Genomic DNA, 25,515 nt, shown 5'->3' with positions numbered 1-25,515 from the left:
TCTCGAAGGGTCGACGGCCACCAGCGGGGCCGTGCATCCTTCATCTTTCGAGGCTCGCCCAGCGCGCAATTGCGCCGCAAGGCTCGCACCTCCAGCGACAAAGGCGAAGCCTTTGCGCGGGGATGACGGGATATGCGCTTGCATTCTCGCGGCGCGTCGCGTCCGAGGTGCTCTCCTCACTGGTCATCCGCATGAGGATCACCACCCTCACCGCTTGACCTTGCCCCTGCGGCCGCCTCCATAAGAGACGCGGTCAGACCATGCGAGGTGATTCGATGAATGCTGCCGCCCGTTTTCTCAGTCCGTCCGAAGCTGCGAGGCAGCTCGGCATCTCGGCCAAGGCGCTGCGCCTGTATGAGGAGCGCGGCCTGATCGCGCCTTCCCGCACGCCGGCGGGATGGCGCGCCTATGGTCCGGCCGAGATGGCGCGCGGCGCCGAGATCGTCGCGCTGCGTGCGCTCGGCCTTGGCATCGGTGAACTGGCGCGGGTCCTGAGCGGCGATGCCGCCGTGCTCGACCGCGTGCTGGCTACGCACGAAGCCACGCTCGAAGCGCGTGTCCGGCAATGCGGCGACAGCATCGCCAGGGTACGGGCGCTGCGTGCCGACCTCGGCCGTGGCAAGATGCCTGCGGCGCGCGAAATGATCGGCGCAGTCGGGGCGCGACCGGCGATCGCCGTCGCGTTCGATCTGCCGTGGCCCTGGGGCGGCGAGCGCTTCGAGCTGCGCGACGTCAAGCCGCTGAACTACATCGTCGGCCCGCTCGGCAGCGGCAAGACGCGGCTCGCGCAGCGGCTTGCGGAAGCGCTGCCCAACGCCAGCTTCGTCGGCATGGACCGCGCAGCCGATGGCGGCGCGGCGGTTCGCGCGCGTCTCGATGTCGATCCCGCCAACAAGGCCAGGGTCGATGCAAGCCTTGCCGCTCATCTCGCTGACGGCGCCGTGCAGACGCCGGCATTGACCACGCTGCTCGCAGAGCTCGAGGCCGACGGCGACGCGATCCTGGTGATCGACATGATCGAGCACGGGCTCGATGCGGCAAGCCAGGAAGCGGTGATCGCGCAGCTGCGTCGTCGCGGACCGGACGCGCGGCCGCTGTTCTTCCTGACGCGCTCCAGCGCGATCCTGGATCTCGACGCGGTCGGCGACGATGAAGCGATCATCCTGTGCCCCGCCAATCACAGCGTGCCGGTCTGCGTCACGCCGGTGCCCGGCGCGGTGGGCTATGAAGCGGTCGCGACCTGCCTCGCCTCTCCGGAGGTGCGCGCGCGGACCGAAGGCATGATCGCGTGGCGGCCGGCCTGATTTCTCGTCTTGGTTGTATTCTGATAATATAATAGTGCACGATGCCGGTCGATGCGCGCCGAAAAAAGTGTGCTATAAGCCCACTCAATGTCCGACCTCCCCCGTACCCAGGCCTTGCGTTGCTTCATCACGGTTGCCCGTGAGGGCACCGTGTCGCGCGCAGCATCAATGCTGAAACTGACCCAACCCGCGGTCAGCCTGCAACTGAAGGCGCTGGAGGAAAGCACCGGGTTGCAGCTGTTCAACCGCACACCGGGCGGTTTTACGCTGACCGAGGCCGGCGCCGCGCTGCTGCCGCTGGCGCACCGGGCGGTGGCGGCGGCATCCGACTTCAAGGCGACGGCGGACTCGCTGAACGAGGCGCAGCGCGGCACCTTGCGCGTCGGCACCATCCTCGACCCCGAATTCACCCGGCTCGGACCGTTCGTGCGCAGCCTTGCGATGTCCTCGCAACGCACCGAAGTATTTCTGCGCCATGGCGTCAGCGACGACGTGCTGGCGCAGGTCGGCCGCGGCGAGCTCGACGTTGGCTACTATGTCGACGCCACGCCGCCGGAGCAGCTCGCCCTTCACAGCTTCACTGAACGGACCATCGCCGACGGCCGCTACCAGCTGGCCCCGCTGCTCAGCTACGACTACCGGGTGATCGCGCCGATCGCCTGGCGCGAGCGGGTGATGGGCAAGGGCTGGGCCGAGCTCGCCGAGCTGCCCTGGCTCGCGACACCGCCGCATTCCGGCCACCGCCGGCTGCTCGACGACATCTTCCGCCCGCTCGGCCCGTTGCCGAAGCGCATCGGCTACACCGATCAGGAAGAAGCGATGATCGACTTCGTCGAATCCGGCCTCTGCCTCAGCCTCGCGCGCGACAGCGTGCTGGCGCCGCGGATGGCACGCCCGCATCAGTTCGTGGTGGTCGACAAAGTGAAGCTCACCTGCGATCTCTCTTTTGCCTGCCTCGCCGCGCGTCGCCAGGAGCCGGTGATCGCCCACGCCTTCGCCAGCGTGCGCGCGGTGTGGAATATCAAGCCGCCGATCGCCGGCGCCGGACCGACGCGCACGCGGAAGGTCGCGAAGAACGTGTAAGTGGGGCGCGGACAGATGTTCCGCTGCGGATACCAAGCTGTTGCATAGACCCCGCATTGGGGGAGCTCAATGACGCTTGACCGACGCGATTTCATGCAGTTCGTGGCAAGTGTAACTGCTGCGTCGGCGATCCCTGTCCACCCGGTTGAGGCAGAGACATCGCAACAGGTCCGCGTTGCGACCGGCCTGCTCGCGATGTGGCAAAGCACGGCATGGCTTGGAGCCGAAGCTGGCATCTTCAGGAAGTATAGCATCGATCTCAGCGTACCAGCGATTGCCGTCGGCGGCCCGCAGGCAGCCGCCGGCGTGATCCGCGGCGACTTCGAATTCGCGCACACCGGCGTGCTTCCGGTTGCCGACGAGGTGCTCAAGGGCAACGATATCGTGATCCTGGCCACCCCGACGTCGGAGTTTCCCAACCAGTTCGTGATGACCCGGAAAGAAATCACCGAGCTTGGCCAGTTGGCCGGACGAAGGGTAGGCGTGCTGTCGGAGACAGGCCAAACCAGTCTCGCGACGCGCATCACCATCGAAAAGGCCGGCGCAACCGCAACCTACCTGCCCCTGGTCAGGTTCGATCGCATCTTCGCGGCGCTTGCGGCCGGCGAGATCGATGCGGGGGCGCTTCCTGTCGATCTGCGCTTTGTCGGTGCATCGCGCTATGGTTGGAACGCATTTCCCATCTATGAGTTCGGCACGCCCTCGATTTTTGCGAGCACGCGCAGGCTGATCGCATCCAATCGCGAGCTTGTGGGGCGAGTCATGCGCGGCTTTGTCGAGACGATTCATTTATTCAAGACGCAGCCCGACCTCGTCGTGCCTTTGCTCCAGCGATATCTGAACGTCGCGGATCGAAAGGCCGCCGAGGACTTGTACGCGTACCACGTGCCCGTGTTTCAGAAGGTGCCGAAGCCGCTGCTGGGTAACTTGCAGAATGTGCGAGACGTGCTCGCACGCAAATATCCTGCCGCCGTTTCTCTCAAGGAAAGCGACATTGCGGATGCATCGTTCATCGAAGAGCTGGTACACGAGGGGTTCATCGAACACCTCTATGCGTCCGATACAAAATAGACCCAACGGCGGGTTGTTCGCCGATCAGGATACTCATCATTCAGGAACGGCCGCCGAGCACCCGTCCGGCTGCTCGACGACATCTTCCGCCCGCTCGGCCCGTTGCCGAAGCGCATCGGCTACACCGATCAGGAAGAAGCGATGATCGACTTCGTCGAATCCGGCCTCTGCCTCAGCCTCGCGCGCGACAGCGTGCTGGCGCCGCGGATGGCACGCCCGCATCAGTTCGTGGTGGTCGACAAAGTGAAGCTCACCTGCGATCTCTCTTTTGCCTGCCTCGCCGCGCGTCGCCAGGAGCCGGTGATCGCCCACGCCTTCGCCAGCGTGCGCGCGGTGTGGAATATCAAGCCGCCGATCGCCGGCGCCGGACCGACGCGCACGCGGAAGGTCGCGAAGAACGTGTAGGGGCACTCGGATGGTCTTGATTGCGGCCTCGGGACAGCCGAGACGGCCTGACAGCTTTGATCAAATGGCGACGTGACGAAAGATGCCGCCTCATTTCGAGAGTAGTCCTGCCAGAATTGACGCGGCAGAGATGGCCATACAAATAAAAAAGAGGACAAGGTTCTTGCCTCGCCATGCAGCGCGGCGGGCTCCTGGATCGAAGCTCCAAAGCCTGTAACCCGCGGCGCGGGCCTGTTTGATCGCGCGCACATTGACCCACATCACGCCGCACCAACCGAAGAACGCGATGATCAACCAAGCGATCTTCACGGGCGTGTTATCCTGTGAGCTGGCATTGATTTGTCGGCTTCGGAACCCGCACTATTTATCGCTGCGAACGCCAAGCTCACCGCGTGCACCGTGAAGCTGTCCTTGCGTCTTCTCACTTCAAAGCCAGGCTGGTGCAATACGCAGAGACTTCACCGCTTCTCCAACCGTTATTCAGTCCGGTTTCGGTGCACTGAGTATAGCTCTTGAAGGGGATGCCGCCGGGTCCGATGTTTCGGCACCCGGTGTAGGCGGACGCGCCGGCAGACCAGGAGCATCCGATCCAGGGGCGGTCACCTGACTTCATGCTCGTCATGCAACCGCCGATGCAAAACACTGAGGTCGAAGCTGTACGCGGAGATGAGGTGCTGCGAGCCGCCGCGCGCTGCGTCGGCCTGTGTTGCGTGCCGACCTGCCTCGGCGCCTCGACCGAAATGTTGGGCAGTGGGTTGATGGCGCTGTCCGGGGCTGGTGTGGGTTGCGACCACGCCGGGCCATTTGATGCGCATATTAGCGGCACGATCGACAACATAGCGACAGCGAAATTGGTGACGAAGAGCGACGAGCGTTTCATAGCCGTGTCCTCCCAAAAAGCCGGGACGGCAATTCCATCCCGGGATGCAGGGTAGCACACATTCAACTGACAGAAATCCTGTTAGCCGCTGTCGTTTGAGCCGAACCTACGGACCTCGCCTGAATTGGCCGCTCATGGTTGCGTCCAGGATACAATCAGCAACAAATGCTGGTCGGCCTGGTGAGTGCTCGTCGACAGCATCGTGTGTCGAGCCTCGGCTGGAACGAGGACGCGGGTCCCTGCTATCATCATGTGCCCGTTGGGCGAGCGGAGGCGACCGATGGAATGCACGATCCGGCCGGCGCGCCAAGACGACGCCGGCGACATCAGCGCGGTCATCCTGCGTGCACTGCACGAAACCAATGCCAGGGACTATGCAAGCGAGATCATCGAGCGGGTCGAGCGCAGCTTCAGTCCGGACGCCGTGCTGCAGTTGATCGGCAAGCGCACCGTCTTTGTTGCCGTGATTGATGGTCGTGTGGTTGGAACGGCAAGCCTCGACGGAAACGTGGTCCGTACGGTGTTCGTATCCCCCGACGTTCAGGCGAGGGGCATCGGCAGGCTGCTGATGGAAGCGATCGAGCGCACGGCACGCGAGAGAAATATCCCCAGCCTGGCTGTGCCCTCATCGATCAGCGCCGAGACCTTCTACGCGCAGCTCGGATACAGGGCCGTGCGCGACAGCTACCACGGTGAAGAGCGGACCATCATCATGGAGCGATCGCTGCAAGGCGGTTCGTAGGTGCGGTCAAGGCCGACACGTGACGCAGCAAGCGGCACTCCCGGCCTCCTGTCGTCCTAGTTCAGGCGGCGGATCCATGTTGTTTCTCAATGTTTCTGTGAGCGATTTGGCTTCGGCCTGAACGCGGGCCGCAGCATCATTTGGCCATAGGACTGTCACCAGCCTTGACGAAATCCCGAAAGTCTTAGCCCATTTGGGTTTTGGCCGGCGGAATACCTGGAGTGATACTCGAAGCGGTTGGCTTGCTCTTCAAGAGTTCCCCCAAGCGCGTCCTTGGTGCAATGGAGAATTTTGATGACCACTTACGTTGGGACCAACAGTGACGATACATATTCGTCATCTTCCGACGACGTCTACTATGGGCTTGATGGCAACGACAGCCTGACCGCGGTCTACGGACCGATTTCCCATCCGGTTATCTATGGCGGCGAGGGAAATGACACGCTTTCCGGGTTAACAGCCACCGCCTATGGCGGGAACGGCAATGACCAAATCTCGTCGACCGCCAGGGCCTACGGGGGTGACGGCAATGATACCTTGCTAAACATCGGGGCGTCGCCCTCGGAGCACGGGTCTGCCTATGCAGATGGTGGCGCAGGCAACGATTACGTCCAGGCCATTGACGGACTAAACACGACTGCGGGCTCGTACCTTTATGGGGGCGACGGCAACGACACACTCGAGCTGGTCACAACCGTGAATTATGCCGGCGGCCAGGACGTCTTCTACGGGGGAGAGGGCGCGGATCTTCTGTTCGTCAGCGGGCCATATGGGCTGTATGGCGACTACATGTACGGAGGGGCCGGTAACGACACCATCCTCGGCGGCGCAGCCGCGGACACGCTCGTCGGTGACGCAGGGGTGGATTTGCTGGAGGGCGGCGGCGGCAATGATTACCTATACATGTCGTCCGGTGGCGGAACGGCATATGGCGGTGACGGCAACGATGTGTTCGTCGGATCATTCGTCAACGACATCATGATCGGCGACGCCGGAGATGACGTCGAATACGGCTATGGCGGCAACGACTATCTGTACGGCGGCGCCGGCAACGACGTGATGTTTGGCGGCGATGGTGTCGATGTCCTAATCGGCGGCGCCGGCAACGACTACTTCGATGGCGGCACCGGCGTGAACTATTATTTTGGCGGCGATGGCGGCGGGCCGGGCACCGGATTGGGCAACGACACCTTCGTTGTCAACGACGTGCCCGGAGTGCAGGTCGTGCAGGACTGGACGCCGAGCCTGGACGTCGTGCAATTGAACGGCTCCGGTTTCACGTCCTTTGCCGACGTGCTGTCGCACTCGTATCAGAACGGGGCCTATTTCGTGGTTCAGGTCGACGCCGACACCGCGGTATGGCTGAATGGCGCTACGGCGAACACGGTCACGGCGGCAAATTTCTCCATCGTGAGCTGATGCGGATTCGGCGCGAGGCGCGCGAAGCGGTACCTTATCCGCGCGCCTTGTGCCGACGTCGCAAGCACCGTCCGCAGGTTATAAGCCTAGGCGGCAGCAACCAGCGGTCTCGTCATGTCGTCCATCGTGGGCACCAGCGACGGCGCGTCGCACTCCTGCTGGGCGAGCTGGTCCACGAGCTCGCGCAGCCTTGGCGGCAAATCGGCGTAGTCGCCGCGAAGCGCATGGCGCAGTCTCCAGCCGATCTCTTCGCAGATGGCGCGCGCGTGCTCGGGCGCGATCGGATGGTGCTGAATCATAGACGTGGACCGCTTGCGGCGACCGCGCCGTCAAACTGCATTTCGGTCAACACGGATCCCGCATACGCAGATGCGATCAAGACGAGGATCCGAACAATGCTGGACATCGCTCGTACTCCCTTTTCCTCTCCTTCAATAGCAGCAGGTCGTTGCCGCCCGATTAGGGAAACTGGTTCGCGCGGCCTTTAAGTGAATGGTAAACGCGAAGTTCACGAGGAGATCGGTGACCCCGACGCCTGCCGCCCGCTCCGTTGATACCGTGCCCGGATGTCCCCAATCAGGGGGACAGACGTATCGGGCGGAATCAGTATGATGCGGAACCGGACGGCGGTCGGCTATCATCGGCCGCGCATAAGAAGAACTTGCTGGGAGGATTTGCAATGAAGCTGGCCATGGCTGGACTCTGGGTACTCGCGGGCGCGATCCTGATGGCGCCGGACGCACATGCGGACATCAAGGTCGGCGTCGTGGTGTCCGCGTCAGGACCGGGCTCGGCGCTCGGCCAGCCGCAGATGCGCACCATCGCCGCGCTGCCGAAGGAGATCGGCGGCGAGAAGGTGACCTATATCGCGCTCGACGACGAGTCCGATCCGACCAAGGGCACGCAGAATGCGCGGCGTCTCGTCATCCAGGACGGCGTCGACATCCTGATCGGCTCCTCGCTGACGCCGGTGACCATGCCGATGCTCGACGTCGCCGTGGAATCCAAGACGCCGATCATCTCGCTCGCCGCGGCGACCGCGATCGTGCAGCCGATGGACGACCGCCGCCGCTGGGCGTTCAAGGTGGTGCCCAACGACGATCTGATGGCGGCGGCGATCCTGAAATACATCGCGAAGTCCGGCATCAAGACGCTCGGCTATATCGGCGTCTCCGACGGCTATGGCGAAGGCTATTACAAGGAGGTGTCGCGGCTGGCGCCGACGCTCGGCCTCACCGTCACGACCCATGAGGTCTATGCGCGCGCCGACACCAGCGCGATGGGCCAGGCGCTGAAGGTGATCGCGACCAATCCGGAGGCGGTGTTCATCGCATCCGCCGGCACGCCCGCCGTGCTGCCGCAGGAGGCGCTGCGCAGCCGCGGCTATGCCGGCAAGATATTCCAGACCCACGGCGTGGCGTCGGAGGAATTCATCAAGCTCGGCGGCGCCAATGTCGATGGCGCGATCTTCACCGGCGAGGCCTTCACCATCGCCGACGATCTGCCGGCGAACGATCCGTTCCGCCAGGCGCGCGACGAATTCGTGTCGTCCTACGAGAAGGCCAACGGGCAGAAGCCGAACATTTTTGGCGCGCATCTGTGGGACGCCGTCACGCTGTTCAAGCGGGCGGCGGCGAACGCGCTGAAATCGGCGAAACCGGGCACACCGGAATTCCGCGCCGCGCTGCGCGACGAGCTGGAGCGCGGCAAGGACGTCTATCTGAACAACGGCCTCTCGACCATGAGCCCGACCGACCACAATGGCTATGACGAGCGGTCGGCGTTCCTGATCAAGGTCGAGGGCGGCAAGTTCCGGCTGGTGAAGTAGGCGCGCGAAATTGGCTAGTCGCCGCCCCATCGCCATCGCGGCGGCTCGCCCTTCCACCAGCACACGCCGGTGAGGAGGACGCTCAGCACAACGACATAGGCAACGAAGCCGACGTGAGAGTGCCGCTGTATCGTTGCGGCCCCGACCGCAAGCAAAGCGACAAAGCCCACGACAATTGCCCAACCTTGCCAGCAGTTCGGAGGCCCCCAGCCCCAGCCGTATCGCTTGGCGGGAAACCAGTAGTTGCCGTCATGCTGCATGAGAGTGCTCCAGCAAACGACAAGAAACCCTTCACACCTTGCCCGGTCCGCAGATGCCCTTGAGCGCCTGCCATTCGGCAAGCGACAACAGCGGCTGGCCTTTCGCCGGACTGCCGGCGTCCGCCTTGCTCATGCGCGCGAGACGGTCCTCGGTCAGCGGATGGCTGGAGACGATCGAAATCCCCTTGCCACCTTCCTTGCCGGTGACGCGGAACATCAATTCGCCCATCGGCTTCGCCGGACGGCCGAGCCGGTGCATGGTCTCGATCGCGAAGCTGTCGGCATTGGTTTCGGCGTCGCGCGAATAGGATGACGTCACCAGCGAGCGCGAGGCGAAGATCAGCGCGCCGGAGCCGGTGATGTCGCCGAACAATAGCCCGATCAGGAACGAGGTGCCGCCATTGTGGATCAGCTCGCGCATGCTGTCGCGATGGCGGAGATGGCCGAGCTCATGCGCCAAAACGCCGGCGATCTCGTCCGGGTTCTCGGCCTTCTCCAGCAGCCCCTTGGACAGAAAGACCTTGCCGCCCGGCAGCGCGAAGGCGTTCGGCACCGGCGTCGCCAGCACGCCCGACTGCACCGAATTGTCGAGGCCTGCGGTCTCCCGCAATTTGCCGACGAGCTTCTCGAATGCCGCTTGTCCCGCCGCGTCGCTGCACGGCTTGCCGTCGAACAGCACCTTGACCTGCGCCTCCGCGACATCGCCGAGGCGGCGTTCGAAAGAATCCGGCACCAGCGGCGTCAGCCGGTCGGCGGCGAGCGGCACGCCGAACAGCACCACCAGCACGATCGACACCGCGGCCGCGAGCGACCAGCCGACGATCGCGGCGACGCCCTTGCCGTTCGGCTGCCCCTCCTCGAGCGTGTCGCAGCGCGCGACGAGCGCGGCGATCAGCTGCGCGTCGCGGATCTCGAGCCGCGCCAATTGTGGTGCGGTGAGGCAGCTCAGCCGCAACAGGCCGGACGGGCTGTCGGCGCGGCGGATGTCGGCATAGGCCCAGCGCGCGAGCAGCTTGCCGTCCTCCCTGATCTCCAGCGCATCGGACAGTTTGAGCGCGACCTGACGCCTCCGGCTCGATGCGCCGTCGAAGAAGACGCCGCCTTGTGCAGGCGTCGCCGCGGGGTTGGTCTGGCCGGAATCGGTCTCCATGTCGCTAGAAGCCCGCGACGTCGAGGCCGTCGGCAAAGCCTTCGCCGAGCGCATTGGCGAGTTCGCCGCGCGCGGTGACGTTGGCCGCCGCCTCGATGTTGTGCACGATGGTCGACGACAGCACCCGGACCCAGAGATCGCGCATCAGGTAGACGCGCATCACCACATTCATCGCCAGCACGAAGGCAAGATAACCGACGCCGGCGAGAGTGATCAGCGGAATGCTCTTGGCGAACGCCTCGGTCTTGAAGAAGGTCTCGATCGAGGAGCCGTCCATGCTGGCGACCAGCAAGGCGCACAGCACGAGATAGGCAAAGAACAGCGTGCCGAGCAGCATGGCCCAGCCGATCACCTTCCAGTACAGCCCGATCAGCGCGCTGCGACGCATGGTGGATTCCAGCCTGACCTTGCCGAAGCGGATGCCCGACAGCCACCAGCGCCACTCGATCGCCTTGAACGCGGCATAGATGAACGGCGCGAAGATCGTCATGTACAGCGCGAACGGCGTCAGCAGCCAGAGCCACCAGCCCTGCTTGAAGAAATCCCAACCGCGGCCTTCGAAGGAACCCCGCAGATCGCCGTAATAGGAATGCCGCATCTTGTAGCGTTCGAGCGCCGCCTCGCGCCATGGCAGCGCGAGGCCGAGCGTGATCACGACCAGCAGGCCCCATAGCGAGGCTTTCAGCGCATAGATCCAGCCCGAGCCGCTCATCCAGAAGCGGACGCCGCGCCACACCGTGCGGGTCAGCCGGTAACGCCGCGCACGATAGATCGCGAACTGGCCGAACAGATAGAAGAAGGCGACCAGCGGCAGCGAGGCGAAGGCCCGCAGATGCTCCGCCTCGATGCCGATCAGGAAGTAGCCGAGATAGATCGGCACCAGGATCGCGAGCGCGATCAGGAAACCGATCAGCAGCTCCTTGGCGCGGCCGGTATATTCCGGCGCATCGCCGTCGATCTGGGTGTTCGACCAGAGGTGACGGCGGATGTCGGTGGTGAGCCAGAACCGGTAGAAGCCGACCGTGGCGAGCTCGAGCCCGGCGCCGCGCGCGACCAGGCGGAAGAACTCCTGCCGCTTGCCTGAAAACCCCACCGGCATCGGCGGCGGGACCGGCGGCGGCTGCGGCGGCCCCAGCGGGGTCCAGCTCATGTCGTTCACGGGATAGCTCCAGGGCGGGACAATCTCTGCGTATCAAAACCACAGGTTTGTCGCTGCGAGTGTGATCCAGGTTTCACACAAGGTCGAGAGCGTGGGGATGTTTTTGGCGGTGGGCGGTTGGCTTTACCTTAACGGGATCGCCGGAAACGGCGAGCCTTTGCTGCTTCCAACCCTTATGGGCGAGCCCCGCTCGCCTCGAACCCCCGCCAGAGATAAACCGACAGAACGGCTAGTATAGACACCGCCGCAAAGCTGAGGAAACCTGGCGATGAACAAGTGGATATTGTCGGCATGCTTTTTGGCCCTCACGGCAGCTCCCGTCGCTGCCGCCGACGTGCGCCTGGAGTCCTATCGCAATCCAGCGAACGAGAACTTTCGCATCTTCAATCATATGTACCTGGACGGCGCGCGGGGCGGCATGATGGCTTCCAACGCCTGGCTGAAACGGCATGGCGGCCAAATGCTGTTCTGCATGCCCGACAACCTCGCACTAAGCACTGAGCAGACCGAAGAGATCATGCTGAAGTCCGCCGACAAGCGGGCCGCGAAAGGCGACATGGCAGTCGCTTCCCTGCTGCTGTGGGGCCTGCAGGACACCTTCCCCTGTGAAAAACCCGCCAGCCAATAAGCGCCCTCTCCACCCGCATTGTTCGCATGCGCCCAGCCGAATCAAATGCCGTTTCAAACAGACCCGCTCGACGCCCCTGCCCCCGGCCTGCGAGAAAGGCCCGGATTCGGCCGCTTTGGCCTGACAACAATGCGGCCAAAGGCGTGTTGAGAGCCCTTGCGCAAATTCAGGAATGAGAATGTAATTCGGTAAAACATGACGCGCCGGCGACGCCCCGGCTGCGAAACGGTTGAGGAGCCGCTCATGCACGGGACTGCCGATCTCGTCAAAGACGTGAATTTGGACGCCGCACGCGAACGCGCCAATGCACTTCCCCTTGCCGACTATGACCCCGGCGATCCCGAGCTGTTCAAGACCGATACGTTCTGGCCGTATTTCGACCGGCTGCGCCGCGAGGACCCCGTGCATTACTGCAAGGACTCGATGTTCGGTCCGTACTGGTCGATCACCCGCTACAACGACATCATGGACATCGAGACCAACCACGCGATGTTCTCCTCGGCCGCCTCGCTCGGCGGCATCACCATCCGCGACGTGCCGCCGGACCTGCGCCGCGAAAGCTTCATCGCGATGGATCAGCCGCGCCATTCCGCGCAGCGCAAGACCGTGGCGCCGATGTTCACGCCGACCCACCTTGACGAGCTTGCGCTCAACATCCGCAAGCGCTCGACCGAATGCCTCGACAATTTGCCGCGCGGCGAGGTGTTCGACTGGGTCGACAAGGTCTCGATCGAATTGACCACGCAGATGCTCGCGGTGCTGTTCGACTTCCCCTGGGAGGACCGCCGCAAGCTGACGCGCTGGTCCGACGTCGCCACCACCCTGCCCGGCGCCGGCGGCCTCGTCGCCACCGAAGACGAGCGGCAGGCCGAGCTGATGGAGTGCGCGAGCTATTTCGCAAGGCTCTGGAAGGAGCGAGCTGACCAGCCGCCGAAGAGCGACTTGCTTTCGATGATGGCGCACAGCGACGCCACGCGGAACATGGACCCGAAGAATTTCCTCGGCAATCTGATCCTTCTGATCGTCGGTGGCAACGACACCACGCGCAACACGCTGTCCGGCAGCATCTATGCGCTGAGCAAGCATCCGGAGCAGTACCGCAAACTGCGCGAGAACCCGGCATTGATCGACAGTTTCGTTCCGGAGGTGATCCGCTGGCAGACGCCGCTTGCCCATATGCGGCGCACCGCGCTCGCCGACTACGAATTCCGCGGACGCCGGATCAAGAAGGGCGACAAGGTCGTGATGTGGTACGTCTCGGGCAACCGCGACGAGGAGGCGATCGAGAAGCCCTACGAGTTCCTGATCGACCGCGCCCGGCCGCGCACCCACATCTCCTTCGGCTTCGGCATCCACCGCTGCGTCGGCCTGCGGCTCGCCGAGCTGCAGCTCAAGATCATCTGGGAGGAAATCCTGAAGCGCTTCGACACGATCGAGGTGGTGGAGGAGCCGCTGCGGGTGTATTCCAGCTTCATCAAGGGCTACGAGACGCTGCCGGTGCGGATTGCCGCCTGACGCCTCGCGAGCCAACCGGGATCAAGAACCATGAACGTCCAGACCGCCATCCGTGCCGACCGGGTCGAGCTAGAGCGCCAGGCCCGCGAGGAAGCCTATGCGACGCCGCTCAGGGATTTTCACCCCGGCGCGCCAAAGCTGTTCCAGAACGACACGCTGTGGCCGTGGTTCGAGCGGCTGCGCAAGGAAGAGCCGGTGCATTACTGCACCAATTCGCCGATCGAGCCGTACTGGTCGGTGGTGAAGTACAACGACATCATGCATGTCGACACCAGCCACGGCATCTTCTCTTCGGATTCCACGCTCGGCGGCATCTCGATCCGCGACGTGCCGCCCGGCTACGACTATCCGAGCTTCATCGCGATGGACCAGCCCAAGCACGCCCATCAGCGCAAGACCGTGTCGCCGATGTTCACCCCTGATCATCTCGACGAGCTGGCAAAGCTGATCCGCCATCGCTCGGCCAGCGTGCTCGACAATCTGCCGCGCAACGAGACCTTCAATTTCGTCGAGCGCGTCTCGATCGAATTGACCACCCAGATGCTGGCGACGCTGTTCGACTTCCCCTGGGAGGAACGGCGCAAGCTGACGCGCTGGTCCGACGTCTCCACCGCGCTGCCGAAGAGCGGCGTCGTCAACTCGCCGGAACAGCGGCGGGAGGAGATGGACGAGTGCTACGCCTATTTCTCAAGGCTCTGGAACGAGCGCGTCAACGCGCCGCCGAAGAACGACCTGCTGTCGATGATGGCGCATAGCGACGCCACCCGGCACATGGACCCCGACAATCTGATGGGCAACATCATCCTGCTGATCGTCGGCGGCAACGACACCACGCGCAACACCATGAGCGGCTCGGTGCTGGCGCTGCACGAGCATCCCGACCAGTTCCAAAAGCTCAAGGAGAACCCCGGTCTGATCGACACCATGGTGCCGGAAGTGATCCGCTGGCAGACGCCGCTCGCGCATATGCGGCGCACCGCGCTGGTCGACACCGAGATCGGCGGCAAGACGATCCAAAAGGGCGACCGCGTCGTGATGTGGTACGTCTCCGGCAACCGCGACGACGAGGTGATCGACCGTCCCGACGAGTTCATCATCGATCGGGCGCGGCCGCGCATCCATCTGTCGTTCGGCTTCGGCATCCACCGCTGCGTCGGCATGCGGCTCGCCGAGCTGCAGCTCAAGATCGTCTGGCAGGAGATGCTGAAGCGCTTCGACCGCATCGAGGTGGTCGGCGAGCCGAAGCGGGTCTATTCCAGCTTCGTGCGCGGCATCGAGAACCTGCCGGTGCGCATTCCGGGCTGAGCGCTGGAGCTCCGACCCGATCGAACCGGAACGGAGCTTAAGACTTTCGTCTTGACATGATCTCTTCAACGCGATGCGGTCCCCGCTTCGCTCAAAAACACTCCAAATCATCCTTGGCTGCAAACCTGATCCGCCCTATGTCTGCCGGGCATGGATGCGCCGCCCCGTTCGGCGACGTTAGCAGTCTGGGCCAGTTGACGGAAGATGAACCGAAAAGAACGGCGTGCGGCCAACAAGCGACGCGACGAGTCCGCAAAGCGGCCTAACGCCCCTGGCTTCGGCTCCGCGGCTGACCTCGCTGCCGAAGCAAGCCGCTTCTACGGGATGGGCCGCCTCAGCGAAGCGCAGGAGATCTGCCGGCAAATTCTTGCCCGCGAGCCCGCCCATGTGCAGAGCCTGAATCTTCTCGGCCTGATGGCGCAGGCCTCCGGCGACCACCGCGCCGCGGTGAAGATGTTCGTGAAAGCGATCGCTGCGGACGAGGTGAACGCCGCCTGCCATTACAACGCCGGCTATTCGTACCAGGCACTGGGCAATCGCGCCAAAGCGGCGACGCATTTTAGCAAAGCGCTTGCACTCGGCATGGACGCGAAGGCCGGCAGCCTCATCCTCCAGAGCCCTGTCATTACCAGCCATCTCGGGCGGATTGACGTCAAGTGGCCGCTGCCGGTAACGAACGTCGAATTGTTCGGCACCGAAGGCGTCGCGCCGCTTGCGAGCGACCTCTTCCTGCGCTGTGCGATGGAGACGACGACGCTGGCAAGCATACCGATCGAGGTGCTGCTGGGATATGCGCGCGCCGAGCTGCTGCGGCTCGCCGGCAATCAAGGCTCGGAGGACGACGATATCGTCGCCTTTGCGTGCGCGCTCGCCGGGCAATGTTTTATCAACGGATATGTCTATGGACGGACTGAGGCGGACGCCGAAGGTGCGAGCGCCCTGCGCGACCGGCTGCTGCAGGACCTGGCGTCCGGGGCCGCCATCACGCCGCTCGTGCTGGCGGTGGTTGCGGCCTCCTTCCCGCTGCATGCGCTGCCAACGGCGGACGCGCTGCTGCACCGGGATTGGCCTGCGGCCGTCACCGGCCTGTTGCGGATGCAGCTGCGCGAACCGCTTGAGGAAATGGCCGAGCGTAACGCCATCACGGCGCTCACTCCGATCAAGAACAGTGTCTCCGTCGAGGTCATGCGCCAGTACGAGGAAAATCCCTATCCGCGCTGGACCGTCAACCCGCTGACGGCCTTCGTCGCGGATCAGGCGCGGGGAAAGATTGCCCTGACGGAAGAGCGGCAAGCCAAGCTTGATATCCTGATCGCAGGCTGCGGCACCGGCTCGCACGCGATCCAGATCGCGCAGGTCTATCCGAACGCCCGTCTGCTCGCGGTCGACATCAGCATGACCAGCCTCGCCTATGCGCGCCGCAAGACGCGGGAGCTTGGCCTGCGCAACATCGAATATGCGCAGGCGGATATTCTGGAATTGGGCTCGATCGATCGTACCTTCGACAGCATCGAGTCGGTCGGTGTGCTGCACCATCTTGCCGAGCCGATGCCCGGCTGGCGGGTGCTGGTCCCGCTGCTGCGGCCGGGCGGCACGATGCGCATCGGGCTCTACAGCAATCTGGCGCGCCGCGTGATCGTGGAGGCCCGCGCCCGCATCGCCGCGCGCGGCTATCGCGCCACCGCCGAGGACATCAGAAGGTGCCGCCAGGACATCTTCCGCGAAGCCGAACAGTGGAAGCCGCTGATCGGCGCCAAGGATTTCTACAGCATGAGCGGCTGCCGCGACCTGCTGTTCAACGTCATGGAGCATCGCCTGACGATCCCCGAGATCGCGGCATTCCTGCACGATCATGGCCTGTCGTTCCAAGGCTTCGAACCGTTTGACGATCCGACGGTGATGGAAAAGTTTCGCAAGCAGTTTCCGGGCACGGCCGACGAGGCCAGCCTCGATCAGTGGCACCGCTTCGAGATCGAGCATCCGGAGACGTTCTGGGACATGTATGTCTTCACGGTGGGCAAGAACGTGCACGGAAGCTTCAGGGCGCCATCATGAAGCGCACGCGATGCCTCCAGCGGACCGCACGCTCAGTTCGTGCGCCAGCGGCTTACTCGATCACCTCATCCGCGCCGCTGACAACTGAAGCAGAGAACTCGCGGCCAAGCAGCTTGGCGGTCTTCAGGTTGATCACGAACTCGACCTTGGTCACCAGTTGCACCGGAAGATCGGCAGGCTTCTCGCCCTTCAGAACGCGGCCGGCATAGATGCCCGCGCGCCGATGCGACTGCACGAAATCACCACCATAGCTCATCAACCCTCCAGCTATGGGGAAGTCGCGGGTCTGCGTGATGGCGGGCACGCCATACTTCGTCGCGAGATCGGCCAGTCGCTGGCTACGAAATGCGAAATAGGGATCGGAGGTGAATACGAGTCCGTTTGCCTGCTCCTTCGCCACGGCAGAGAACAGCGATTCAAATTCATCTTCCTTGCTTGCACTCAAGATCTGCAGCTGAACCCCCAGGGTTTCGGCGGCGGAGCGCAGCCTCTGCACTTGTGAACCGGCGGTTGGACTTGTCGGGTTGGTGACGACCCCCAATGTGGCGGCCGCCGGCAGCAGCTCGCGCATCAACTCAAGCCGCTTCGGCGACACGTCGACGCTCAGGCTCGAGACTCCCGTGATATTGCCTCCCGGCCGCGACAGGCTGTCCACCACGCCCAACTGGACCGGGTCGCCGCCCATCTCGAAGACGATGGTCGTGGTGGTGCCGGTCGCTTTGGCGGCAAGTGCGACCGGGGCGCCGCCGGGGGCGACCAGCACATCCACATTGCGTGCGACCAGCTCGGCGGCCAGAGCGGGCAAGCGAGCATACTGCCCGTTGGCCCATCGATATTCGATTGCAACGTTGCGGCCCTCCGCGAAGCCGACTTCGGCAAGTCCCTGGTGAAATGCTTTCAGCCGACTGCCAAACAGATCAGGCGATTCCGGGCAAAGATAGCCGATGACCGGCATGGACGATTTCTGCGCATGCGATGATGTCGCCCAGGTCACGGCGGCGGCCATCAACGAGAGGACATCGCGCCGTCTGGCACGTCCGCGCAACGTTGCTGCTCCAGCGTCAACGCATCTCATGCTCACGAACTCGCTGCTCGTCGTCGATCGAAGCATATCTCAGGGGGCTCAGCCAGTCGCCAACGGATTGCGCCGAGCACCCGCGAGCCGACATCAGCTAGGGCACATCGAAGGAAATTCCGGAGACCGGAACGGCCTCATCGAAGCCCTTGATTTGTTGATTCCCGATCTCCTGCACAGCGCGCTTGCCCCGCACGCTTGCGGCGATCCCGGCGTCGACCAGGATTTCCCGGTCTGCGGCAGATGCGCACAGGCGGGCCGCCAGATTGACCACGCTGCCGATCGCCGTGTAGTCGAGCCGGTCCTCGTACCCGATCCGACCAACGGTCGCCGATCCGCTGGCGAGACCGACGCCGAAGCCGACATGGTAGCCTCGCGATCGCCAGTCGGCGATCAGGCCTTGCACGCGCTTCTGCATTTCGATCGCAAGGTCGACGGCTCTTAGTGCCGGCTGCTCGACCGGAACGGGTGCATTCACCAGCACCATCAATCCATCTCCGGAGAAGCTGATGAGCGTTGCTTCGAACTGCGCGATGACCCGGCCCAGCACCTCATAGTATTCGGACAGCACGCTCATGACTGCCTCGGGGGTGACGCCGGCGGAAAACGCGGTGAACCCACGCAAATCGCAGAACACAACGACGACGTCGGTGCGGCGGCCATCCAGTACGCTGTCGTCGCCGGCTCGATCGACGAGATCCGCGACCTGAGGCGCGAGAAACCGCTTGAGCTTTGCGATACGCTCCTGGTGCTGCTGTGCGAGCGCGAGTTCAGCGGCCATCCTGTTGAAGCTGTTTGCAAGACGCTGAAACTCGTCCCCGGTCTGGATGGAAATGCGGTGCTCAAACGATCCGGCGCCGATCCGTTCCGTCCCCTCCTCGAGCAACTTGATCGGCTCCGTCATCCGGTGCGCAAATGCATAGGCCAGCAGCCCTGCAAACAGGGTGCTGCCTGCGAGAAGCACTGCGGTCCGCCGCAGGGCGGCATAGATCGGCGCGTAGGCTTCAGAGAGCGGCTGTGCCACCACAACGGTCCAGTCGGGCCCCGCCACAGGGGCCGCGCTGGCAGCAACCTGACGTCCCTGCGCGTCCCGGCTCGTTGCAAAGCCTGCTCCCGGGCCGATCGCGTCGCGTATGGTGCGAAATGGCTGTGAGGTTCTCTCTTCCATCCCACGGAGGACGAGGCTGATGTCGGGATGGGCAATCAGGCGACCCTGACGGTCCAGGACAAAGGCGAGGCCGGTCTCTCCCACCTTGATCGCCGAAACGACATCCCAGATCAGCTTGAGATTGACTTCGGCGATGGCTGCGCCGACCGCGGTTCGGTTACCCACCAAAGCAACCGTCAAATAGGGTTCCGAGCCCCTGTGATAGCTGACATCGCTGAACCAAACCTGCCTCGCGTGGGCGCCGATCACCGCAGGATCCGTCGACCGATCTTTACGGCTTTCAATTCGATTAAGGCCAACCCGCGAGACGTAGAGACGCTCCAGGCCATTGTTGTCGATGAGAGTCACGCTGACAATGGCGGGCGCTTGGCGAAACAGACGCAAGGCATCGGTCCGCCGCTCTTCATCCGCCTCGTCGGTCCATGGCAGCTGGACCAGCCAGCCAAGCTGGACTGAAATATCGGAGATGAAGTTGTGAATTTCGGCGGCAGCGGACGTCGCCTGCACGCCAAGCAGTTGGTCCAGCCTTGCGCGCTGATCGCGGTAACCGAACCAGGCCTCAATGCTGCCGTTGATCGCAATCGGAAACGCGACGGCCAGGAAGAGCACGAGAAAGTACTTTGGGAAGAGGCCGCGAAAGCGATCTCGGACAATCATGCCCCGATACCTGAAAATGCGACGGGTCTATCAATATGACGAAAGTGAAGCCTTGAAACTAAGCTTGCACTGCGGCCCGGCGGCGGCCGCCATTTTGCATTCTGAAGATAGGGAGCCGCTTTTTTGGCTGCAATGAGGGCTGTCCGCCGATCCGGCCAAAAGACGCTCCGTCCGCTTCCCCGCTCGCTTGGCGGCTATACAATTCTGGCATAGCTGCGCAAAGCAGATGCGAAGAGAATATAGCCCCCATCTGGCCTAAAGCCTGTGACGTGAGGCCGCGCCCATGCGCGCCCCTTGTACTGACGCGTTTTTCTTCGCGAACCGGTACCCGGTTCGCTCGAAAACGCTAGCGCCGAGGCCATGATGGACCAGATTGCCGTTCACCAGGACAACGCGACCAGCACCGACTGGCCGGTTGCGATCTACCGCACGCTGAAGGATTTTGGCGTGGCGCAGGTGTCTTATGTTCCCGATGCCGGACATTCTAAGCTGATCAAGCTGTCGCATGCGGATGCCGACATCAAGACCACCGTGCTGACGACCGAGGAAGAGGGCGTGGCGCTGTCCGCCGGTGCCTGGCTCGGCGGCGACCGCGCGGTGCTGCTGATGCAATCGAGCGGCGTCGGCAATTGCATCAACATGCTGTCGCTGATGGCGAGCTGCCGCTTCCCGCTGCTGACCCTGGTGACGATGCGCGGCGAATGGGCCGAGTTCAATCCCTGGCAGATCCCGATGGGCCGGGCGACGCCGCAGGCGTTCGAGATCATGGGCACCACCGTGCTGCGGCTGGACAACCCTGACGATGCCGAGGAAGTGGTCTCGGCCGCCGCCTCGCTCGCCTATGACGGCGACCAGCAGGTCGCGGTGCTGATCGCGCAGCGGATGATCGGCCGCAAGAAGTGGACCAAGGAGACGCACTGATGTCAGCCCCAACAGGCACTCTCGATCGCCGCGCCGCCGTGAAGGCGCTGCTCACTAAGCGGGGCGACCTGCTCGTGATCTCCGGGCTCGGCTCCTCGTCCTATGATGTGTTCGATGCCGGCGAGCACCCCGGCAATTTCTATCTCTGGGGCGCGATGGGCGGCGCCGCGATGGTCGGGCTCGGCCTCGCGCTGGCGCAGCCGAATCGCCCGGTGCTCGTTATCACCGGCGACGGCTCCGGCGAGGTCGAGCGCGCGCTGCCGCCGCGCGACGGTCCGTATCTGAAGAACCGCTTTCGCGGCCATCTCGGCTTCGCGGTGACGTGATGCGCAAGCCGCGCTCAGGCGAGCTGGATATCCCAGAGCCCCTCGGCGCGCAGCGCGGCGACCTCGTCGCGCAACAGCTTTGCGATCAGCGTCATCGCATTGGAGCCGGGATGCTCGACCGGCGAAGCCAGCGTCAGCTCGCGCCGCGGCGCGGGCCGCGCGATCGAGGCGGTCTCGAGCCGGCCCTCCGCCACCTCGGCGCGCACCGAGGACGGCGGCAGCAAGGTATATCCAAGGCCCTCCTCGACCAGGCTGGTCAGCACGCGGAACGAATCCGCCTCGAGCTTGACGTCGAGATCGATCTTCTTTTTGGCGGCGGCATGTTCGAGCAGCGCGCGGAGCCCGTGCGAATGACTGGGCAGCACCAGGCGCTGGCGCATCAGCCATCCGAACTCGACCTGCCTCTTCTGCTTCAGGCCGCTGCCGCGCGGGCCGACCGCGACGATGCTGTCGCGGCCGAGGCTTTGCACCGCCAGATGCAGATCGACCGACGGCCCGTAGATCACCGCGAGGTCCATCTCGCCGCGATGCAGCCATTCGATCAGATGGCCGCTGTAGCTTTCGACGATGCAGAGCGAGATGCCGGGATAGCGCTCCACCGTGCGCCGCGCCAGCCGCGCCGACAGCACGCAGCTCACCGTCGGCACCAGCCCGAGCACGACGCGGCCGGACGGCGCGCCGCTGGCGGACTGGATGTCGTCCCGGATCTGGTCGATCTGCCGCACGATACCGCCGGTGCGCGCCAGCAGCAGCCGGCCGGCGTCGGTCAGCACCATGCCGCGGCCGTTGCGCGTGAACAATTCGGTGCGCAGCTCGTGCTCCAGGAGCTTGATCTGCCGACTCAGCGCCGGCTGCGCGACTCGCAGCGTATCGGAGGCCTTGCTCAGACTCCCGAGTTCCGCGACACAGGCAAAGGTCCTAAGCTGGCGGAAATCCATACTTGCCAATCCTGGAAGGCAGGTTCATACGCTATAACAAAACAGCATAGGGAGTTTACCGGGGCCCCACAACAGCGGGCAATTGGCCTGCACGATTCTGGTTTTGACGCGTTTTCTTCACGCGAACCGGTACCCACTTCGCTCGAAAACGCTCTGGTGCAACCTCTCGGCAAGACAGAACAATGACCACACACGATCAGCACACCGACGACCACACAGACATCCGCGACGCGGTGGCAAAACTCTGCGCGCAGTTTCCCGGCGAATACTGGCGCAAGCTCGATCGCCAGATGGCCTATCCGAAGGAATTCGTCGATGCGCTGACGGAGGCCGGCTATCTCTCGGTCTTGATCCCCGAGGAATATGGCGGCGCGGGCCTGAAGCTGTCGGCGGCAGCCGCGATCCTGGAAGAGATCCAGCGCGCCGGCTGCAATGGCGGCGGCTGCCACGCCCAGATGTACACGATGGGCACGGTGCTGCGGCACGGCAATGATGCGCAGAAAGCCAAGTATCTGCCGAAGGTCGCGACCGGCGAATTGCGGCTGCAGGCGTTCGGCGTCACCGAGCCGACCAGCGGCACCGACACGTCGTCGCTGAAGACCTTTGCGCGCCGCGAGGGCGACCATTACGTCGTCAACGGCCAGAAGATCTGGACCAGCCGCGCCGAATATTCCGACCTGATGGTGCTGCTGGCGCGCACCACGCCGAAGGAGCAGTCCAAGAAGCGCACCGACGGGCTTTCGGTGTTCATCGTCGACATGCGCGAGGTGAAGGGCAAGGGCCTGGAGATCCGCCCGATCCGAACCATGATGAACCACGCCACCACCGAAGTGTTCTTCACCGACATGAAGGTGCCGGCGGAGAATCTGATCGGCGAGGAAGGCAAGGGTTTCCGCTACATCCTTTCCGGCATGAATGCCGAGCGCATCCTGATCGCGGCCGAGTGCGTCGGCGACGCCAAATGGTTCATCCAGAAGGCCACCAACTACGCCAAGGAGCGCAGCGTGTTCGGCCGACCGATCGGGCAGAACCAGGGCATCCAGTTTCCAATTGCAAGAGCCTACGCCTCGATGCGGGCGGCGGAATTGATGGTGAAGGAAGCCACCCGCAAATATGAAGCCGGGCTCGATTGCGGCGCCGAGGCCAACATGGCCAAGATGCTGGCGGCCGACGCCTCCTGGGAAGCGGCCAATGCCTGCGTGCAGACCCATGGCGGCTTCGGCTTCGCCGAGGAATACGACGTCGAACGCAAATTCCGCGAGACCCGGCTCTACCAGGTGGCGCCGATCTCGACCAATCTGATCCTGTCCTTCGTCGCCGAGCACGTGCTCGGCATGCCCCGTTCCTACTGAGTTCTGTGATCATGCTGCCGCTTGAGGGATTGACCGTCATCGCCGTCGAACAGGCGGTTGCTGCGCCGTTCTGCTCGTCACGCCTGGCGGACGCCGGCGCCCATGTCATCAAGATCGAGCGGCCCGAGGGCGATTTCGCCCGCGGCTATGATGCCGCGGCGAAGGGCCAGAGCAGCTACTTCGTGTGGCTCAACCGCGGCAAGGATTCCGCGGTGGTCGACCTCGCCACCAAGGAAGGCCGCGCGCAGCTCGAGGAGCTGATATCAGGCGCCGACGTGCTGCTGCAGAACCTGAAGCCGGGTTCGATGGACAAGCTCGGCTTCGCGCGCGAGCGGCTGCGCAAGGACTATCCGAAGCTGATCATGTGCACGATCACCGGCTATGGCGACACCGGCCCCTATGCCGACCGCAAGGCCTATGACCTCCTGATCCAGGCCGAGAGCGGCCTTGCCTCGATCACCGGCGGCCCGGAAGGCGCCTCGCGTGTCGGTATGTCGATCGTCGACGTCGCCACCGGCGCCACCGCGCATGCGTCCATTCTCGAGGCGCTGATCGGGCGCGGCCGCACCGGTGAGGGAGCCGACATCCGGATCTCGATGTTCGACGTGATGGCCGACTGGCTCACCGTGCCGCTGCTCAATGCGGAGGACGGCAAGTCGCCGAAGCGGATCGGCCTCGCCCATCCCTCGATCGCGCCCTATGGCGTCTTCCGCTCCAAGGACGGCAAGGAAATCCTGATCTCGATCCAGAGCGAGCGCGAGTGGAAGGCGCTGTGCGCCAAGGTGCTGGGCCAACCGGCCCTCCCCGACGATCCGCGCTTTGCCAACATGGTCGAGCGGGTGCGCAACCGCACGCTGACCGACCAGATCGTCAACGACAGCTTTGGCAGACTGACGCGCGAGGAATTGCTGGCCAAGCTCGCCGAGGCCGACATCGCCTTTGCCGAGGTCAACAGCATGGACGACCTCGCCAAGCATCCGCATCTGCGCCGCATCGAGGTCGACACGCCGAACGGCCGCGTCAGCTATCCGGCGCCGGCCGCGATCGTGGTCGGCGAGGACAGGCACTACGGCAAGGTGCCCGCGATCGGCGAGCGCACCAGACGTTAGGCTGCAATGAGATCAGGCGCGATCGCAATCAAGAACGAGCTGCGCCCCCTCTCCCGCTTGCGGGGGAGGGTTGGGGTGGGGGCTCTCTCCACGAATCCCACCGTGGAGAGAGCCCCCACCCGGCGCTGCGCGCCGACCTCCCCCGCAAGCGGGAGAGGTGCACCGAGTTTGCCGTCACACCGACGCCATCACGCTCAGATTTCTCTCACCGCGGGCAACATCTCATGACCGACAAACTCGACCTCGATCATCTCCGCCAGTGGATCGGCCGCTCCCAGGAGGCCTCCGACGTCGTCACCAAATATCTCGTGATGGGGCTACGCGCGACGCTGTTCCAGGAGATTGGCGAGCCGAAGGCCGGCGATGCCGCGCCGTGGACCACGCATTGGTGCCTGGCGCAGCCGGTGTTTCCGATGTCGCAATTGAGCCAGGACGGTCACCCGACCCGCGGCGGCTTCCTGCCGCCGGTGCCGCTGCCGCGCCGGATGTGGGCCGGCGGCGAACTCGAATTCTTCGATAGCTTGTGCATCGGCGACGACGCCAGGCGGACCTCGCGCATTGCGGACGTCACGGTGAAATCGGGCTCGACCGGCACGCTGTGCTTCGTCTCGGTCAACCACGAGGTGACGACCTCGCGCGGGCTTGCGGTCCGCGAGCGGCAGGACATCGTCTATCGCGAGATGACGACGCAGGCCGCAGCGCCCGCCAAGGCGCCGCCGCCTCCGGTCGCGCAGCATCGCGAGAGCCACGTCTCCGACCCGGTGCTGCTGTTTCGTTATTCGGCGCTGACCTTCAACGGCCACCGTATCCACTACGACCGCGACTACGTCACCAAGGTCGAGGGCTATCCGGGCCTGATCTTCCACGGCCCGCTGCAGGCTTCCTTCATCGTCGAGCTCGCCGCGAAACTGCGCGGCGGCAAGCCGCCGAGGAAGCTGTCCTATCGCGGCGTGCAGCCGCTGTTCGAGGGCAGCGAGTTCTCGATCAACGCCAACGACAAGGACGGCGGCATGGAGCTGTGGACCGCCAATGCCGAGGGCCAGCCGACCATGAAGGGCACGGCGACCTGGTAGAGCCTGAGCCGGACGCATATCAAGACCACGAGAAGTGAAGGGCCGTCTTTCGCCGGCGTCTCGCATCGCCCAAGGCGCGATGCGATTGGGTT

At 64.0% G+C, this 25,515-nt stretch carries 25 protein-coding genes; 17 read left to right on the top strand and 8 right to left on the bottom strand.

From position 1 onward, the window contains the following. Window positions 1-275 precede the first annotated feature (275 nt). The 4 genes from HAP48_RS25735 to HAP48_RS25720 all read left to right on the top strand — a co-directional run bounded on the left by HAP48_RS25735 (window position 276) and on the right by HAP48_RS25720 (window position 3,863). Window positions 276-1,304, top strand: a complete 1,029-nt coding sequence (locus tag HAP48_RS25735) for a MerR family transcriptional regulator (RefSeq protein WP_166209015.1) — start codon at window positions 276-278, stop codon at window positions 1,302-1,304. Window positions 1,305-1,391: 87 nt separating this feature from the next. Continuing rightward, window positions 1,392-2,387 (top strand): LysR family transcriptional regulator, encoded by a 996-nt coding sequence (locus tag HAP48_RS25730; protein WP_166209018.1) that lies wholly within the window; start codon window positions 1,392-1,394, stop codon window positions 2,385-2,387. Window positions 2,388-2,456: 69 nt separating this feature from the next. Further along, window positions 2,457-3,458, top strand: coding sequence for an ABC transporter substrate-binding protein (locus tag HAP48_RS25725; RefSeq protein WP_166209021.1), 1,002 nt, complete (start codon window positions 2,457-2,459; stop codon window positions 3,456-3,458). Between the two features lie 141 nt (window positions 3,459-3,599). Beyond that, window positions 3,600-3,863 carry a hypothetical protein gene (locus tag HAP48_RS25720; RefSeq protein WP_175612296.1) on the top strand — a complete coding sequence of 88 codons (264 nt, stop codon included), beginning with the start codon at window positions 3,600-3,602 and terminating at the stop codon, window positions 3,861-3,863. A gap of 90 nt (window positions 3,864-3,953) precedes the next feature. Here HAP48_RS25720 and HAP48_RS25715 read toward each other — a convergent pair whose 3' ends face one another. Beyond that, window positions 3,954-4,172: a hypothetical protein gene (locus HAP48_RS25715; protein ID WP_166209024.1), complete on the bottom strand. Its 219-nt coding sequence runs from the start codon at window positions 4,170-4,172 to the stop codon at window positions 3,954-3,956. A 302-nt stretch (window positions 4,173-4,474) separates the two neighbouring features. On the opposite strand from HAP48_RS25715, the gene HAP48_RS25710 reads away from it, so the two are divergent. From HAP48_RS25710 to HAP48_RS50125, 3 genes are all read left to right on the top strand, one after another. Next, the gene (locus HAP48_RS25710) at window positions 4,475-4,798 is read left to right on the top strand and encodes a hypothetical protein (protein WP_166209027.1); all 324 of its coding nucleotides are present in this window, start codon (window positions 4,475-4,477) and stop codon (window positions 4,796-4,798) included. Window positions 4,799-5,023: 225 nt separating this feature from the next. Next, window positions 5,024-5,485 carry a GNAT family N-acetyltransferase gene (locus tag HAP48_RS25705; RefSeq protein WP_166209030.1) on the top strand — a complete coding sequence of 154 codons (462 nt, stop codon included), beginning with the start codon at window positions 5,024-5,026 and terminating at the stop codon, window positions 5,483-5,485. A 294-nt stretch (window positions 5,486-5,779) separates the two neighbouring features. After that, the gene (locus tag HAP48_RS50125) at window positions 5,780-6,904 is read left to right on the top strand and encodes a calcium-binding protein (RefSeq protein WP_166209033.1); all 1,125 of its coding nucleotides are present in this window, start codon (window positions 5,780-5,782) and stop codon (window positions 6,902-6,904) included. Between the two features lie 86 nt (window positions 6,905-6,990). Here the strand turns inward: HAP48_RS50125 and HAP48_RS25690 are convergent, their stop codons facing one another. Next, on the bottom strand, window positions 6,991-7,203 hold the full coding sequence (locus HAP48_RS25690; protein WP_166209036.1) for a hypothetical protein: 213 nt from the start codon (window positions 7,201-7,203) through the stop codon (window positions 6,991-6,993). Between the two features lie 380 nt (window positions 7,204-7,583). Here HAP48_RS25690 and HAP48_RS25685 point away from each other — a divergent pair, with 380 nt between their 5' ends. Beyond that, a complete protein-coding gene (locus tag HAP48_RS25685) occupies window positions 7,584-8,732 on the top strand; it encodes an ABC transporter substrate-binding protein (protein WP_166209039.1) in 1,149 nt (382 codons plus the stop codon). A 14-nt stretch (window positions 8,733-8,746) separates the two neighbouring features. On the opposite strand, the gene HAP48_RS25680 is transcribed toward HAP48_RS25685, so the two are convergent. From HAP48_RS25680 to HAP48_RS25670, 3 genes are read right to left on the bottom strand one after another with little or no spacing between them, the layout of a single operon-like run. Further along, a complete protein-coding gene (locus tag HAP48_RS25680; protein ID WP_166209044.1) occupies window positions 8,747-8,992 on the bottom strand; it encodes a hypothetical protein in 246 nt (81 codons plus the stop codon). Between the two features lie 31 nt (window positions 8,993-9,023). Further along, window positions 9,024-10,142: a M48 family metallopeptidase gene (locus HAP48_RS25675; RefSeq protein WP_166209048.1), complete on the bottom strand. Its 1,119-nt coding sequence runs from the start codon at window positions 10,140-10,142 to the stop codon at window positions 9,024-9,026. 4 nt (window positions 10,143-10,146) lie between these two features. Further along, window positions 10,147-11,292: a DUF898 family protein gene (locus HAP48_RS25670; RefSeq protein ID WP_175612404.1), complete on the bottom strand. Its 1,146-nt coding sequence runs from the start codon at window positions 11,290-11,292 to the stop codon at window positions 10,147-10,149. Window positions 11,293-11,569: 277 nt separating this feature from the next. Between HAP48_RS25670 and HAP48_RS25665 the strand changes: the two genes are divergently transcribed. From HAP48_RS25665 to HAP48_RS25650, 4 genes are all read left to right on the top strand, one after another. Beyond that, a complete protein-coding gene (locus HAP48_RS25665; RefSeq protein ID WP_166209055.1) occupies window positions 11,570-11,929 on the top strand; it encodes a hypothetical protein in 360 nt (119 codons plus the stop codon). Window positions 11,930-12,172: 243 nt separating this feature from the next. Then, the gene (locus HAP48_RS25660; RefSeq protein ID WP_166209058.1) at window positions 12,173-13,444 is read left to right on the top strand and encodes a cytochrome P450; all 1,272 of its coding nucleotides are present in this window, start codon (window positions 12,173-12,175) and stop codon (window positions 13,442-13,444) included. Window positions 13,445-13,474: 30 nt separating this feature from the next. Beyond that, window positions 13,475-14,749 carry a cytochrome P450 gene (locus HAP48_RS25655; RefSeq protein ID WP_166209061.1) on the top strand — a complete coding sequence of 425 codons (1,275 nt, stop codon included), beginning with the start codon at window positions 13,475-13,477 and terminating at the stop codon, window positions 14,747-14,749. 204 nt (window positions 14,750-14,953) lie between these two features. Next, the gene (locus tag HAP48_RS25650) at window positions 14,954-16,804 is read left to right on the top strand and encodes a class I SAM-dependent methyltransferase (protein ID WP_224496582.1); all 1,851 of its coding nucleotides are present in this window, start codon (window positions 14,954-14,956) and stop codon (window positions 16,802-16,804) included. A 52-nt stretch (window positions 16,805-16,856) separates the two neighbouring features. Here the strand turns inward: HAP48_RS25650 and HAP48_RS25645 are convergent, their stop codons facing one another. Both HAP48_RS25645 and HAP48_RS25640 read right to left on the bottom strand, forming a co-directional pair. Further along, the gene (locus HAP48_RS25645) at window positions 16,857-17,810 is read right to left on the bottom strand and encodes an ABC transporter substrate-binding protein (protein WP_166216012.1); all 954 of its coding nucleotides are present in this window, start codon (window positions 17,808-17,810) and stop codon (window positions 16,857-16,859) included. A 166-nt stretch (window positions 17,811-17,976) separates the two neighbouring features. Then, a complete protein-coding gene (locus tag HAP48_RS25640) occupies window positions 17,977-19,704 on the bottom strand; it encodes a cache domain-containing protein (protein WP_166209064.1) in 1,728 nt (575 codons plus the stop codon). A gap of 360 nt (window positions 19,705-20,064) precedes the next feature. Here HAP48_RS25640 and HAP48_RS25635 point away from each other — a divergent pair, with 360 nt between their 5' ends. Both HAP48_RS25635 and HAP48_RS25630 read left to right on the top strand, forming a co-directional pair. After that, the gene (locus HAP48_RS25635; RefSeq protein ID WP_166209068.1) at window positions 20,065-20,625 is read left to right on the top strand and encodes a thiamine pyrophosphate-binding protein; all 561 of its coding nucleotides are present in this window, start codon (window positions 20,065-20,067) and stop codon (window positions 20,623-20,625) included. Beyond that, entirely contained in the window at window positions 20,625-20,951 is a 327-nt protein-coding gene (locus HAP48_RS25630) for a thiamine pyrophosphate-dependent enzyme (protein WP_166209071.1), read from the top strand. The genes HAP48_RS25635 and HAP48_RS25630 overlap by 1 nt, the downstream gene beginning before the upstream one ends. 14 nt (window positions 20,952-20,965) lie before the next feature. On the opposite strand, the gene HAP48_RS25625 is transcribed toward HAP48_RS25630, so the two are convergent. Further along, window positions 20,966-21,889: a LysR family transcriptional regulator gene (locus tag HAP48_RS25625; protein ID WP_166209075.1), complete on the bottom strand. Its 924-nt coding sequence runs from the start codon at window positions 21,887-21,889 to the stop codon at window positions 20,966-20,968. A 182-nt stretch (window positions 21,890-22,071) separates the two neighbouring features. Between HAP48_RS25625 and HAP48_RS25620 the strand changes: the two genes are divergently transcribed. The 3 genes from HAP48_RS25620 to HAP48_RS25610 all read left to right on the top strand — a co-directional run bounded on the left by HAP48_RS25620 (window position 22,072) and on the right by HAP48_RS25610 (window position 25,423). Continuing rightward, on the top strand, window positions 22,072-23,241 hold the full coding sequence (locus HAP48_RS25620) for an acyl-CoA dehydrogenase family protein (protein WP_166209078.1): 1,170 nt from the start codon (window positions 22,072-22,074) through the stop codon (window positions 23,239-23,241). Between the two features lie 11 nt (window positions 23,242-23,252). After that, window positions 23,253-24,350, top strand: a complete 1,098-nt coding sequence (locus HAP48_RS25615; protein ID WP_166209080.1) for a CaiB/BaiF CoA transferase family protein — start codon at window positions 23,253-23,255, stop codon at window positions 24,348-24,350. Between the two features lie 224 nt (window positions 24,351-24,574). Beyond that, a complete protein-coding gene (locus HAP48_RS25610) occupies window positions 24,575-25,423 on the top strand; it encodes an HTD2 family dehydratase (protein ID WP_166209082.1) in 849 nt (282 codons plus the stop codon). The last annotated feature ends 92 nt before the right edge of the window (window positions 25,424-25,515 follow it).

The sequence above is a fragment of the Bradyrhizobium septentrionale genome (assembly GCF_011516645.4).
GTDB lineage: Bacteria > Pseudomonadota > Alphaproteobacteria > Rhizobiales > Xanthobacteraceae > Bradyrhizobium > Bradyrhizobium septentrionale.
This window is presented reverse-complemented; position numbering and strand designations above follow the sequence as displayed.

Excerpts from the sequence above, each read along its gene's own strand:
- HAP48_RS25735 (WP_166209015.1), top strand. The coding sequence starts at position 276 with ATGAATGCTGCCGCCCGTTTTCTCAGTCCGTCCGAAGCTGCGAGGCAG.
- HAP48_RS25730 (WP_166209018.1), top strand. The coding sequence starts at position 1,392 with ATGTCCGACCTCCCCCGTACCCAGGCCTTGCGTTGCTTCATCACGGTT.
- HAP48_RS25725 (WP_166209021.1), top strand. The coding sequence starts at position 2,457 with ATGACGCTTGACCGACGCGATTTCATGCAGTTCGTGGCAAGTGTAACT.
- HAP48_RS25720 (WP_175612296.1), top strand. The coding sequence starts at position 3,600 with ATGATCGACTTCGTCGAATCCGGCCTCTGCCTCAGCCTCGCGCGCGAC.
- HAP48_RS25710 (WP_166209027.1), top strand. The coding sequence starts at position 4,475 with ATGCTCGTCATGCAACCGCCGATGCAAAACACTGAGGTCGAAGCTGTA.
- HAP48_RS25705 (WP_166209030.1), top strand. The coding sequence starts at position 5,024 with ATGGAATGCACGATCCGGCCGGCGCGCCAAGACGACGCCGGCGACATC.
- HAP48_RS50125 (WP_166209033.1), top strand. The coding sequence starts at position 5,780 with ATGACCACTTACGTTGGGACCAACAGTGACGATACATATTCGTCATCT.
- HAP48_RS25690 (WP_166209036.1), bottom strand. The coding sequence starts at position 7,203 with ATGATTCAGCACCATCCGATCGCGCCCGAGCACGCGCGCGCCATCTGC.
- HAP48_RS25685 (WP_166209039.1), top strand. The coding sequence starts at position 7,584 with ATGAAGCTGGCCATGGCTGGACTCTGGGTACTCGCGGGCGCGATCCTG.
- HAP48_RS25680 (WP_166209044.1), bottom strand. The coding sequence starts at position 8,992 with ATGCAGCATGACGGCAACTACTGGTTTCCCGCCAAGCGATACGGCTGG.
- HAP48_RS25675 (WP_166209048.1), bottom strand. The coding sequence starts at position 10,142 with ATGGAGACCGATTCCGGCCAGACCAACCCCGCGGCGACGCCTGCACAA.
- HAP48_RS25670 (WP_175612404.1), bottom strand. The coding sequence starts at position 11,292 with ATGAGCTGGACCCCGCTGGGGCCGCCGCAGCCGCCGCCGGTCCCGCCG.
- HAP48_RS25665 (WP_166209055.1), top strand. The coding sequence starts at position 11,570 with ATGAACAAGTGGATATTGTCGGCATGCTTTTTGGCCCTCACGGCAGCT.
- HAP48_RS25660 (WP_166209058.1), top strand. The coding sequence starts at position 12,173 with ATGCACGGGACTGCCGATCTCGTCAAAGACGTGAATTTGGACGCCGCA.
- HAP48_RS25655 (WP_166209061.1), top strand. The coding sequence starts at position 13,475 with ATGAACGTCCAGACCGCCATCCGTGCCGACCGGGTCGAGCTAGAGCGC.
- HAP48_RS25650 (WP_224496582.1), top strand. The coding sequence starts at position 14,954 with ATGAACCGAAAAGAACGGCGTGCGGCCAACAAGCGACGCGACGAGTCC.
- HAP48_RS25645 (WP_166216012.1), bottom strand. The coding sequence starts at position 17,810 with ATGGCCGCCGCCGTGACCTGGGCGACATCATCGCATGCGCAGAAATCG.
- HAP48_RS25640 (WP_166209064.1), bottom strand. The coding sequence starts at position 19,704 with ATGATTGTCCGAGATCGCTTTCGCGGCCTCTTCCCAAAGTACTTTCTC.
- HAP48_RS25635 (WP_166209068.1), top strand. The coding sequence starts at position 20,065 with ATGATGGACCAGATTGCCGTTCACCAGGACAACGCGACCAGCACCGAC.
- HAP48_RS25630 (WP_166209071.1), top strand. The coding sequence starts at position 20,625 with ATGTCAGCCCCAACAGGCACTCTCGATCGCCGCGCCGCCGTGAAGGCG.
- HAP48_RS25625 (WP_166209075.1), bottom strand. The coding sequence starts at position 21,889 with ATGGATTTCCGCCAGCTTAGGACCTTTGCCTGTGTCGCGGAACTCGGG.
- HAP48_RS25620 (WP_166209078.1), top strand. The coding sequence starts at position 22,072 with ATGACCACACACGATCAGCACACCGACGACCACACAGACATCCGCGAC.
- HAP48_RS25615 (WP_166209080.1), top strand. The coding sequence starts at position 23,253 with ATGCTGCCGCTTGAGGGATTGACCGTCATCGCCGTCGAACAGGCGGTT.
- HAP48_RS25610 (WP_166209082.1), top strand. The coding sequence starts at position 24,575 with ATGACCGACAAACTCGACCTCGATCATCTCCGCCAGTGGATCGGCCGC.